The organism is Saccharopolyspora rectivirgula DSM 43747, from assembly GCF_000497205.1.
Taxonomy (GTDB): domain Bacteria; phylum Actinomycetota; class Actinomycetes; order Mycobacteriales; family Pseudonocardiaceae; genus Saccharopolyspora; species Saccharopolyspora rectivirgula.
This window is the reverse complement of record NZ_AYJW01000050.1, coordinates 1-11,893: the sequence shown is the minus strand read 5'-3', so window position 1 is coordinate 11,893 and position 11,893 is coordinate 1. Positions and strand designations below refer to the sequence as shown.

Annotated in this window: 11 protein-coding genes; 2 read left to right on the top strand and 9 right to left on the bottom strand. The window is 68.7% G+C overall.

Features of this window, described 5'->3' with window-relative positions; genetic code table 11:
* Positions 1-34: 34 nt before the first annotated feature.
* A complete protein-coding gene (locus SREC43747_RS0113865) occupies positions 35-721 on the bottom strand; it encodes an acVLRF1 family peptidyl-tRNA hydrolase (RefSeq protein ID WP_201768704.1) in 687 nt (228 codons plus the stop codon).
* 136 nt (positions 722-857) lie between these two features.
* Entirely contained in the window at positions 858-2,429 is a 1,572-nt protein-coding gene (locus SREC43747_RS0113860; RefSeq protein WP_029721877.1) for a deoxyguanosinetriphosphate triphosphohydrolase family protein, read from the bottom strand.
* A gap of 59 nt (positions 2,430-2,488) precedes the next feature.
* Between SREC43747_RS0113860 and SREC43747_RS0113855 the strand changes: the two genes are divergently transcribed.
* Positions 2,489-3,694, top strand: a complete 1,206-nt coding sequence (locus SREC43747_RS0113855) for a lycopene cyclase family protein (RefSeq protein ID WP_029721876.1) — start codon at positions 2,489-2,491, stop codon at positions 3,692-3,694.
* A gap of 248 nt (positions 3,695-3,942) precedes the next feature.
* On the top strand, positions 3,943-5,718 hold the full coding sequence (locus SREC43747_RS0113850; protein ID WP_051388022.1) for a GGDEF domain-containing protein: 1,776 nt from the start codon (positions 3,943-3,945) through the stop codon (positions 5,716-5,718).
* Between the two features lie 62 nt (positions 5,719-5,780).
* Here the strand turns inward: SREC43747_RS0113850 and SREC43747_RS0113845 are convergent, their stop codons facing one another.
* The 7 genes from SREC43747_RS0113845 to SREC43747_RS0113815 all read right to left on the bottom strand — a co-directional run.
* On the bottom strand, positions 5,781-6,197 hold the full coding sequence (locus tag SREC43747_RS0113845) for a metal-sulfur cluster assembly factor (protein WP_029721874.1): 417 nt from the start codon (positions 6,195-6,197) through the stop codon (positions 5,781-5,783).
* Positions 6,194-6,658: a Fe-S cluster assembly sulfur transfer protein SufU gene (gene sufU / locus SREC43747_RS0113840; protein ID WP_029721873.1), complete on the bottom strand. Its 465-nt coding sequence runs from the start codon at positions 6,656-6,658 to the stop codon at positions 6,194-6,196. Before sufU ends, SREC43747_RS0113845 begins: the two co-directional genes overlap by 4 nt.
* Positions 6,659-6,679: 21 nt before the next feature.
* Complete coding sequence (locus SREC43747_RS0113835) at positions 6,680-7,999, bottom strand: cysteine desulfurase (RefSeq protein ID WP_029721872.1); 1,320 nt, start codon at positions 7,997-7,999, stop codon at positions 6,680-6,682.
* Positions 7,996-8,769, bottom strand: a complete 774-nt coding sequence (gene sufC / locus SREC43747_RS0113830; RefSeq protein ID WP_029721871.1) for a Fe-S cluster assembly ATPase SufC — start codon at positions 8,767-8,769, stop codon at positions 7,996-7,998. The genes SREC43747_RS0113835 and sufC overlap by 4 nt, the downstream gene beginning before the upstream one ends.
* 55 nt (positions 8,770-8,824) lie before the next feature.
* Entirely contained in the window at positions 8,825-10,012 is a 1,188-nt protein-coding gene (sufD, locus tag SREC43747_RS0113825; RefSeq protein ID WP_029721870.1) for a Fe-S cluster assembly protein SufD, read from the bottom strand.
* A gap of 1 nt (position 10,013) precedes the next feature.
* Complete coding sequence (gene sufB, locus SREC43747_RS0113820; RefSeq protein ID WP_029721869.1) at positions 10,014-11,462, bottom strand: Fe-S cluster assembly protein SufB; 1,449 nt, start codon at positions 11,460-11,462, stop codon at positions 10,014-10,016.
* 15 nt (positions 11,463-11,477) lie between these two features.
* Positions 11,478-11,893, bottom strand: a 416-nt coding sequence (locus SREC43747_RS0113815; RefSeq protein WP_029721868.1) for a helix-turn-helix transcriptional regulator, incomplete at its 5' end; no start/stop codon positions are given.

Genomic DNA, 11,893 nt, shown 5'->3' with positions numbered 1-11,893 from the left:
GCGCTCAAGTGTATCGGTCCCCGTCCACCGAATTTCACGGCGCGTCCACCCGGCCAGCCGGTTCGTGGACCTCCACCTCGACCGCGATCGCCCGTCGAGCGGCCTCGTCGAGCACCGCTCGGCGCGGTTCCGGCACGTCCAGCACCCGGGGCTCCGCCCGGTCGAGCAGCTCGCGGATGCGCGGATCGTCGCGCAAGGAAGCGAGCGCTTTCCGGTCGCCGCCCACCACCACCGCGTCGAGCCGGGCCGGCAGCAGCACCCGGGCCACCGCGTCCGCCGCGGACTCGAAAGCCCGCCGGGACTGGCCCTGCCGCCGCCGCGCGAAGCGCTGCTGCGACCACCCGCCGGCCTTGCTGCGCCCCTGCACCAGGTGCCGCTCGGTGGTGGACTTCTCGACCTCGCCGTTGCGGGCGATGCCCACGCTGTGGGCGCCCCGGCGCACCAGCACCAGACCGATCGAACGCGGTTTGCCCAGGTGCTCCACCAGCGGCTGCACCACCAGGCCGGGGCGGACCCCGTGCGGGGGCGGCAGCGGCTCGAACGGCACGGTGACCGCCGCCACCGCGCCATCAGCCGCCAGCACCTCGACGCGGCGCTCGGCCAGCTCGGTCCGCTGGATCCCGCCGTGCCGCTGGCCGAACCGCTCGAACCACCCGCTCAGCCGGTCCGGGGCCAGCTCAACCGCTTTGCCCCCACCGGGCAGTTGTCTGACCTTGCTCATCTCTCCGTCCACCGCAGCTCGGTGACGACGCCGGTGGTCCAGCACTCGGCACCGGGGCCGGACCACCGGCACCGTACCCGGGTCGTCCGCCGACCACCCCGACCGCCCGCTGCGGCCGCGATCTTCCTGCCCGGGCTCACAGCACGAACTGGTCGCTCCACAGCTGAGTGGTGCGGCCCGACAGCGCTTCCAGCAAAGCGGCCGCCTGGTCATCGGTCAGGGAAGCCACGAAGTCGATCACCGCCCGTCCGCGGGCCATCCGCTCCACGTGCTCGTCGGTCACCACCAGCTCGTGCCCGGGGATCTGCAGCAACCGCGGATCCTGCTTGCGCAGCTGCTCGAGCTCCTCCAGCGAGCGGTCGAACAGGTCGCGCAGCCGGTAGGGCAAGCGGGCCGCTTCCCGGCGGTCGATCAACCACGAGTCCAGCGCGTCCACGAGCTTGGTCAGCAACCGGTCCTGACCGCGCTGGTGCAGGGCCAGATCAGGCCGCTGCAGCACGAACCGCCGGTGCACGAACTTGAGCACCTGGACCTCGTGCCACTGCTCGGTCGCCAAGGTGACGTACCCGGACCTGGTGGACGGTCGTTCGGAAACCCCGATCCCCTCCACCAACCGCTGCGTCCACTCCCCGGAGAACGCCGCGATGGCCTGCTCGGCCTGCTCGGACCGGTCGAACGGCACTTCCAACAGGTTGTTGACCAGCTTGGCCAGCACCTTCTTGACGGCGCTGACGAAAGCGCCGTCATCGGTGATCCAGCTGTCCTTGGCGTGCAGCCGGCGCCGCAGCCGTTCCAGCGACCAGCCGGGCCGCTGCCCGCCCCCGGCCAGCTCCTGGTCCGACATCCCCGCGAACTGCACCGCGTGGCCGAGCCACTCGGTCAGCTCGTGCGACACGCTCGTGTGCTGCAGGACGCCCACCCGGTGGAAGTCCTCCAGGTCGTGGATCGCGTAGGCGATGTCGTCCGCGGTGTCCATGATCGACGCTTCCACCGTCTGCTGCCACTCCGGCAGCAGATCCGCGAACGGAGCCCGGGCCTGCTCCATGTCGTCGACTTCGGTGAGGTAGCAGGAGAACTTCGCGGACCCGGTCCCGGGCGCTTCCGCGGGCTCCCCGGCACCCCGCGGCGGCACTGGCCGGTGCCGGGGGTGCGGCTGCGGGTGGTGCAGACGGGTCCACGGGTACTTCAACAGGGCGGCGCGGACCGCGGCGGTCAAGTCCAGCCCAGCGCCGTCCGACCCCCGCACGTCCAGCCGGGTCACCACTCGATAGGTCTGCGCGTTGCCCTCGAAGCCGTCCGGCAGCGCGTACTTCTCCCGCGCGATGCGGTCCAGCACCCCTTCGCCGAGGTGCCCGAACGGCGGGTGCCCCAGGTCGTGCCCCAGTCCAGCGGCCTCGACGACATCGGGGTTGAGACCGCCGAGCCGGTCGATGCGCTGCTTGGCCACGGGGTCCCGCAGCAGCCGCTCGGCTATGGCGCGTCCCACCTGGGCGACCTTCAGGCTGTGGGTGAGCCGGTTGTGCAGCAGCAGCCCCGAACCGCTGGGACTGACCACCTGGGTGACCCCGCCGAGGCGGGAGAAGAACGGGGAACTGGCTATCCGGTCCCGGTCGGCTCGAAAAGGACTGGCCGCGAGGTCACCCGGGACCACTGCCTGACCGGAACGCCGACTGCTCCGCTCCGCACCAGCTACCTCGTCCTGCACCATGCCCCACACGGTAGTGGGCCCGGCAGCACGAGCAGTACCTGACGTGTTTCGATGCTGTCGTGGTGGATGTCGTTGTCGTCGGCGGTGGGGTGGCCGGTCGCGCGGTCGCCGCCGCGTGCTCGGACATCGGTCTGCAGGTCGCCCTGGTGGCGATGGCGCCCCGCCAGGGCTGGGGGAACACCTACTCGTCGTGGCTGGACGAGCTGCCAGCGGCGCTGCCGGACTCCACCCTGGCCGCCGTGATGCCCCGGATGCGTTCTTTCGGCACCACCTGGCACGAGTGGTCGCGGGCGTACGCGGTGCTGGACAACACGCAGCTGTGGAAGCACCTGTGGCGGCCGGAGGTCACCGAGGTCGCCGGCCGCGTGGTGGCCGCCGAGCACGGCGCCACCGGATCGACCGTGGTCCTGCAAGACGGCCGGCGCGTGGCCACCGCGGTGGTGATCGACGCCTCCGGATCCGCCCGCGTCCTGCTCGGCGGCCGCCCGCCCCGGACCCCCACCGAGCAGACGGCGGTGGGGGCCGTGTTCCACGCCTCCGACGTCCGCGGAGTGCTCGACAACGCCCGCACCGGGGTGTTCATGGACTGGCACCCGGCTCCGCGCACCAGGGGCGGTTGGCCGACCTTCCTGTACGCGGTGCACCTGGACGACGACCGGGTGCTGCTGGAGGAAACCGCGTTGGCCCGCCGCCCCGGGTTGCCGCTGGCCCTGCTGCGCCGCCGGTTGGCCGCGCGGCTGGAAGCGCTCGGCATCGACCCCGACAGCAGCATCGCCGAGGAGCGGGTCAAGTTCCCCCTCGACGATCCACTGCCACGTCCTGGCCGGGTCGTCCCGTTCGGCGCGGCAGCCGGGTTCGTGCATCCGACCAGCGGGTTCAGCGTCGCCCGCGCACTGCGGCAGGCCCCCTGGGTGGCGGCGGCCATCAGCGCGGGGCTGACCAGCAGTCCGGCCGCGGCGGCCCGCGCCGCCTGGGCAGTCCTGTGGCCGCCGCGCGTGGCGGCCGCCCACCTGCTGCACCGCCAAGCGCTGCGAGCGCTGCTGCACGTCCCCCCGGACGGCGTGCCGGAGTTCTTCGAGCAGTTCCTGAGCTTGCCCCACCGGCACCAGAAAGCGTTCCTGGCCGTGGAAGGCGACGCAGCGGAAACTTCGGCGGCGATGTCCGAGCTGTTCCGCCGCGCCCCGTGGAGGCTCCGCCGTCGGCTGCTGCTGGCGGGGCTGCCCGGAGGCGTTCCGATCGCGCAGCGCGGGTTCGGCAAAGCATGAGGGCACGCGGTCATTCATTCACCTGCTGGTCACTTGCTGCACACAACCGCGTGCGTGAAGATCAAATTCGATGACCGAGAGTAGCTGAACAGATCTGAGATGTTGTGTTGGTCAACACACGCACAGCACTCTGTTGGTGCTTGAGATGGCCAGTGCACGCTAGTTTGGTCGATGGGGAGGCGGTCCTCCGCCAACTGGAGGAGGAAATTGATGTCGGTCAATACCAGCAGCAGGGTCGATGGGGCGACATGAGCGGGCGAGACATCGACTCTGTGTTCGCGCTAGTCGCGGAAGTGCGCTTCGCCTTCCAGCCGGTGGTCAACATCAAGACCGGCGCGGTGGTCGCGGTCGAGGCCCTGGCCCGGCCAGCCGGATCGCACGTCCAAGACCTCTTCCGGCAAGCCGCTCGACAGCGCCGATTGACCGAACTCGACATCGAACTGGCCATCGCAGCACTGGACTCCGCCGCCGAGCACGAAACGATCCTCCCGCTGCACCTCAACGTGTTCGGTGGCACGATCACCCACGATCTGGGGCGGTTCGACCTGCTCCGGGAGAAGCTCCAGGAGACCGGTCGGCAAGAGCACGACATCACCTTGGAAATCGGCCCCCCGTTCGCCCGGCTCGACCCCGCCCAGCTGATCGCCGGCACCGAGAAGCTGCGCGGCACCGGTTTCCGCATCGCCCTGGACGGAGTCGGCGATGGCGACGTGCCGCTGACCTTGGTCTCGAACCTGCAGGCAAACATGATCAAATTGGACCGCACCGTGGTGAGCGGCCTGCCCGAAGATGGTGGGCGGATGGCCTTGGTGGAAGCGGTGCGGCACATCTGCGAGTCCACCGAGAGCCAACTGGTGGCCGAAGGGGTGGAGAACGAGCGGCAGTTGAACGCCTTGCGCCGCAACGGCGTCCGGCTGGTGCAGGGCAACTTGCTGGCCCCGGCCAACCGCAGGCCACCGAAGAAGCTGGTGATCCCGGGAGTGGCCGCGGAGATCACCGAACCCCAGGCCGCCCCGGTGAGCACGTTGGCCACCGGCCCGCGGGTGACCGAGTTCCTCTCCCCCGCAACCACCTTGCCGCACGACGTGACCGCGGAGAAGGTCCGCGAAGTGCTGGCCGACCACCCCGAGGTCAACGGCGTGGTGCTGGTCGACTCCCGGAACAGGCCACAATGGACCATTGACCGGAATCGGTTCCTGCTCGCGGTGACCGGACCCTACGGGCACGCCCTGCACGCGCACCGGCCCGCCTCCCGCCTGGCCGACGAGCCGCGGGTGGTCACCACCGCGACCACCGCGATGGAAGCGCTGAGCCTGATCACCAGCTCCGACCAGAGCCGGATGTACGACGACGCCGTGGTGGTCGACGAAACCGGCCGCTGCCTCGGCGCAGTGCGAGCCGGTGATCTGATCCGCGGGATGGCGGAGCTGAAGGTCGAGGAAGCAGCCGCGCTCAACCCGCTCACCCGACTTCCCGGCAGCGACGCCATCGCCAGGGACGTCACCCGCCGGATCTCCGCCGGGGACGTGTTCGCCGTCAGCTGGCTGGACGTGGACAAGTTCAAGAAGGTCAACGACACCGCCGGGTTCTCCGCCGGGGACGACCTGATCCGCAGCGTCGGCCGCAGCCTCACCGACGCGGCGGCGAAGCTGCGCTCGGTGCAGGTCGGCCACGTCGGCGGCGACGACTTCCTGGTCGTCGCCGCGCCGGAGGAATTGGACCGACTGGTGGAAATGGTCTTGGACCAGCCCCGCTCGGTGGCGGACATCCCGGTCAGCCTCTCCCTGGCCACCCTGGTGTGCGCGCAGAACGCCATCAGCAGCTACGACGAGGCCTCCCGCCGCCTCGCGCCGCTGAAGAAGCAGGCCAAGGACCTCACCGGAGCGAGCTGGGTGATGGCGTGGGCCGGCAACGACAAGATCGAAGTGCTGCGCGGACGACCCGCTGGGCCACCACAGCCCCCAACCCCGGGAGGCCTGCTGCCCCCGACCGACAGCACTCCCCCGCCACCGCACGACGGCTGAACCGGACGTGGAAAAGGGGCGCCCGGAAGAACCGGGCGCCCCTTTTCCAGGATCGAACCAGATCACATGGTGAAGCCGAGAGCACGCAGCTGCTCCCGCCCCTCCTCCGTGATGCGCTCCGGGCCCCACGGCGGCATCCACACCCAGTTGATGCGGAAGTCCTTGACGATTCCACCGCCGGAACCGCCGAGCAGCACCGACCGGGCCTGGTCCTCGATCACATCGGTGAGCGGGCACGCAGCCGAAGTCAACGTCATGTCCACGGTGGCCGTGTTGTCCGGGTCCACCCGGATGTCGTAGACCAGACCGAGGTCCACCACGTTGATGCCGAGCTCCGGGTCCACCACGTCCCGCAGTGCTTCAGCGACGTCTTCCGGGGAGGCGACCTCCGCCGCCTGCTCCGGCGGCTGCGGCATGCCTTCCGCTCCTCGCTGCACCTCGGCGCTGTCGGCCTGCTGTACCGGGGTCTCGTCGCTCATGGCGTTCCCACCTCGTCGTCGACGACCCGCGAAACGGCGTCCTTGAAAGCCATCCAACCCAGCAAAGCGCACTTCACCCGGGCCGGATACTTCGCCACTCCCGCGAACGCGATGCCGTCTTCCAATACGTCCTCGTCAGGCTCCACCTTGCCACGGCCGTGCATCAACTCGCTGAACGCGGCCTCCACGGCCATGGCTTCCTTCAGCGGCTTGCCCACCACCAGATCGGTCAGCACCGAGGTGGACGCCTGGCTGATGGAACAACCCTGGCCTTCGTACGAGACGTCGTCGACGACCGCGTCCACGCCGCTGCCGGTCAGCCGGACCCGCAGTTTGATCTCATCACCGCAGACCGGATTCACCTGGAATGACTCGGCGTCGAAAGGTTCCCGCAGTCCTCTGCGGTGCGGATTGCGGTAGTGGTCCAGGATGATCTCCTGGTACATCTGTTCCAGCTGCATCTAACTCCCCGGCTCTTCGGATCACGCGACCCCGAAGAAGCGCTGCGCCTCACGGACCGCCTCGACCAACGACTTGACCTCGTCCAGCTCGTTGTACAGGTAGAAGGACGCGCGCACGGTCGCCGGAACTTCCATCCGGCGGTGCAACGGCCACGCGCAGTGGTGGCCGACGCGAACCGCCACGCCCTTGCTGTCCAACACCTGCCCGGCATCGTGCGGGTGCACGCCGTCGATCACGAACGACACCGCCCCACCACGGTGCTCAGTGCTGGTTGGGCCGATGATGCGCACTCCGTCGACAGCCGACAACTCGCGGAGGGCCGCCTCGGTGAGCTTGCGCTCGTGCTCAGCGACCCGGTCCATGCCGATGGCCGAGAGGTAGTCCACCGCGGCACCGAGTCCCACCGCCTGGGAAGTCATCGGCACCCCGGCTTCGAACCGCTGCGGCGGCTCGGCGAAGGTGGAGTGGTCGATGTGGACCAGCTCGATCATCGAACCGCCGGTGAGGAAGGGCGGCATCGCCTCCAGCAGCTCGCGGCGACCGTAGAGGACGCCGATGCCGGAGGGGCCGAGCATCTTGTGCCCGGAGAACACCGCGAAGTCGACGTCGAGCTCCCTGAAATCGACCGGCGCGTGCGGCACGGACTGGCAGGCGTCCAGCACCACCAGCGCCCCGACCTGCTGCGCCCGCGCCACCAGCTTCTCCACCGGGTTGACGGTGCCCAGCACGTTGGACTGGTGCGCGAACGCCACCACCCGGGTCCGCTCGTTGATCACGCTGTCGATGTCCGACAGGTCCAGACGTCCCTCGTCGGTCACGCCGAACCAGCGCAGGGTGGCACCGGTGCGCTGGCACAGCTGCTGCCACGGCACCAGGTTGGCGTGGTGCTCCATTTCGGTGACCACGACCTCGTCGCCCGGGCCGATCCGGAACCGCTCGGCTTCCGCGCCCGACGTCGCCGCGTTGCTCATGGCGTAGGCGACGAGGTTGACGCCTTCGGTGGCGTTCTTGGTGAACACCACTTCGCCGGCGTCAACCCCGACGAACCGTGCGATTTTCGCGCGGGCCTCTTCGTAAGCGTCCGTGGCCTCCTCGGCGAGCTGGTGCGCGCCGCGGTGCACCGCTGCGTTCGAGGTCTCCAAGAAAGAGCGCTCCGCATCGAGCACCTGGCGAGGACGCTGCGAAGTCGCCCCCGAGTCCAGGTAGACCAAGGGGCGGCCGTCCCGGACTGTTCTCCCCAACAGCGGGAAGTCAGCGCGGATGGCCCCCACGTCCAGAGGAGCGGGGACTTGCGACAGGTCGGAACTCGCACCAGTTGTACGAGGAGGCGTCGTGGTCATGACTGGGCAGCAGCCTCCTTCTTGCCAGTGAAGCGGACGTAGCCGTGCTCCTCCAGCTCGTCGGCCAGTTCGGCCCCGCCGGATTCGACGACCTTGCCGTCGGCGAAGACGTGCACCACGTCCGGGCTGATGTGCTTGAGGATCCGCGTGTAGTGGGTGATCAGCAAGATGCCCTTGTCACCCTTGGCCGCGTACCGGTTGACCCCTTCGGACACCACGCGGAGGGCGTCGACGTCCAGACCGGAGTCGGTCTCGTCCAGGATGGCGAACGCGGGGTCCAGCAGGTCGAGCTGCAGGATCTCGTGGCGCTTCTTCTCACCGCCCGAGAAACCCTCGTTGACGCTGCGCTCGGCGAACGACGGGTCGATGTCCAGCCGGCCCATCGCTTCCTTGACTTCCTTGACCCAGTGGCGGATCTGGGGGGCTTCCCCGCGCACCGCGGTCGCAGCGGTCCGCAGGAAGTTGGACATGGAGACCCCGGGCACCTCGACCGGGTACTGCATGGCCAGGAACAGGCCAGCGCGGGCCCGCTCGTCGACGCTCATCTCGAGCACGTTCTCGCCGTCCAGCAGGACCTCACCCGAGTCGATCTGGTACTTCGGGTGCCCGGCGATGGCGTACGCCAAAGTGGACTTACCGGAGCCGTTCGGCCCCATGATGGCGTGGATCTCCCCCGACGGGATCGTCAGGTTGACGCCATTGAGGATCGGCTTGGCCCCTTCATCGGTGATGACCGAGCCGTGCAGGTCCTTGATCTCCAGGGTGGCCATTTGTTCTTCGTTTCTCCTGGGTGTGTGCGAAAAGACTTGAATGCTGCTCGGCTGGTCAGGCTCCGACCACCGCGAGCTCTTCCTCGATCGCGGCTTCCAGCCGCTCCCGGACCTCCGGCACGGTGACCTTCTGCAGGATCTCGCCGAAGAAACCGCGCACGACCAGCCGCCGCGCCTGCTCCTCCGGAATACCGCGAGCCTGCAGGTAGAACAGCTGCTCGTCGTCGAACCGGCCGGTGGCGCTCGCGTGCCCGGCGCCCTCGATCTCCCCGGTTTCGATCTCCAGGTTCGGCACCGAGTCGGCGCGCGCACCCTCGGTCAGCACGAGGTTCCGGTTCAGCTCGTAGGTGTCGGTGCCCTCGGCCTTGGCCCGGATCAGCACGTCACCGATCCACACGGTGTGCGCCGAGGAGCCCTGCAGCGCGCCCTTGTAGAGCACGTTGCTGCGGCAGTTCGGCACCGAGTGGTCCACCAGCATCCGGTGCTCCAGGTGCTGGCCGGAGTCGGCGAAGTACAGGCCGAGCAGCTCGGCGTCGCCGCCCCGGTCCCCGTAGTTGACGGTGGTGTTGACCCGCACCAGGTCGCCGCCGAGGGTGACGGCGAGGTGCCGGAAGGACGCGTCCCGGCCGAGGTGGGCGTGCTCGGCGCTGACCTGGATGGCGTCGTCAGCCCAGTCGTGGATGGTGACCACGGACATCCGAGCGGACTCGCCGACGACGAACTCCACGTTGTCGCCAACCGTGCCGGAACCGCGGAAGTCCAGCACGAACACCGCTTCGGCGAACTGCTCGGCCCGCACCTGCAGGTGGCCGAAGGCGGTCTTGCCCTCGCCCGGGCCGTGCACGGTGATGGTGACCGGCTCCTGCAGCTGGGTGTCCTTGGGCACGGTCACCACGGTGGCCTCGGTGAAGGAGCTCCACGCCTGGGCGGCCACCCGGTCCGCCGGGACACCACCGGCGCCGAGCCGGGAGTCGTCCCGCCCCACGGTTTCCACCGTGGCGCCGGAACCGCTCACCTCGACCTGGATGTTGCCGGTGGCCTGCGCCGAACCGTCGTGCAGGCCGTTCAACCGCTTCAGCGGGGTGAAACGCCAGTCTTCCTCACGACCCGACGGAACCTCGAAGGCCTCCACGTCGTAGGAGGTGAAGCGCTCACCGCGGGAGGCCTGCGGAACGACAGGCCCCCCGTGCGAGTGCTCGCTCAGCCCGTGCTGTGCGCCGTCGGTCTTGGTGGTGCTCGTCATCTCAGCCGACGGCCCCTTCCATCTGCAGCTCGATCAAACGGTTCAATTCCAGTGCGTATTCCATCGGCAGCTCACGCGCGATCGGCTCGACGAAACCGCGCACGATCATGGCCATCGCCTCGTCCTCGGTCAGACCGCGCTGCATCAGGTAGAACAGCTGGTCCTCGCTGACCTTGGACACCGTGGCCTCGTGCCCCATCGAGACGTCGTCGACCCGGACGTCGACGTAGGGGTAGGTGTCCGAACGGCTGATCGTGTCCACCAGCAGCGCATCGCACTTGACGTTGGACGAGGAGTGCTTGGCGCGCTTGGCGACCTTGACCAGCCCCCGGTAGGAGGTCCGGCCACCGCCGCGGGCGATCGACTTGGAGACGATCGTCGACGACGTGTGCGGAGCCATGTGCTCCATCTTCGCGCCGGCGTCCTGGTGCTGGCCCTCGCCGGCGAAAGCCACCGACAGGACCTCGCCCTTGGCGTGCTCGCCCATCAGGAACACCGACGGGTACTTCATGGTCACCTTGGAGCCGAGGTTGCCGTCGACCCACTCCATGGTCGCGCCCTCTTCGGCCTTGGCGCGCTTGGTGACCAGGTTGTAGACGTTGTTCGACCAGTTCTGGATGGTCGTGTACCGGCACCGGGCGTTCTTCTTGACGACGATCTCCACGACCGCCGCGTGCAGCGAGTCGCTGGAGTAGATCGGCGCGGTGCAGCCTTCGACGTAGTGCACGTAGGCACCCTCGTCGACGACGATCAGCGTCCGCTCGAACTGGCCCATGTTCTCGGTGTTGATCCGGAAGTAGGCCTGGAGCGGGATCTCGACGTGGACGCCCGGCGGAACGTAGATGAAGGAACCGCCCGACCAGACCGCGGTGTTGAGCGCGGAGAACTTGTTGTCACCGGCCGGGATGACCGATCCGAAGTACTCCTTGAACAGCTCCGGGTGCTCGCGCAGACCGGTGTCGGTGTCCACGAAGATGACGCCCTGCGACTCGAGGTCCTCGCGGATCTTGTGGTAGACGACCTCGGACTCGTACTGGGCGGCGACACCGGCGACCAGGCGCTGCTTCTCCGCCTCCGGAATGCCCAGCTTGTCGTAGGTGCGCTTGATGTCTTCCGGCAGGTCGTCCCAGGTTTGGGCCTGCTTCTCGGTGGAGCGCACGAAGTACTTGATGCTGTCGAAGTCGATACCGGAGAGGTCCGCGCCCCAGTTGGGCATCGGCTTGCGCTCGAACAGCTTGAGCGCCTTCAGCCGGTTCTCCAGCATCCACTCCGGCTCGTTCTTCTTCGCGGAGATGTCCCGGACGACTTCCTCGTCCAGGCCGCGGCGCGCGCTGGCACCGGCGACATCCGGGTCGGCCCAGCCGTACTTGTAGTTGCCCAGCTTGGCCAGGGTCTCTTCCTGGCTCAGCTGCTCCGTAGTGGGTGTGCGCTGCTCCGCAGCGGCAGTCATGAGGGCTCCCCTCCGTCAGGACTCGGGGCTTTTCCGCTGGCTCTTCGGGAGTGAACCAGCGGAGTTCCGGTCGTTCTCGGTGTTGTCGTCCCGCTTCTGGCGGGCGAGCCACGCATACGGGACATGCGTGGTGCAAGCTGGGTCACCATTGGCGATGGTGGCCAACCGCTGCACATGGGTGCCGAGCACCTCGGCGAACGCCGCTGTCTCGGCTTCACACAGCTGCGGGAAGTCCGCAGCCACGTGAGCGACCGGACAGTGGTGCTGGCAGAGCTGTTCACCACTGGCAACGCTGCGCGTGGACGCCGCGTAGCCCTCTCTTGTCAGCACATCGGCCAGGGCCGTTGTGCGCTCAGCTGTGCTGCTGGCTGCAGCCAGCACGTCGCGGTAGTTCTCCACCAGCTCGGCGATCCTCCGCTCGGCGAACTTCC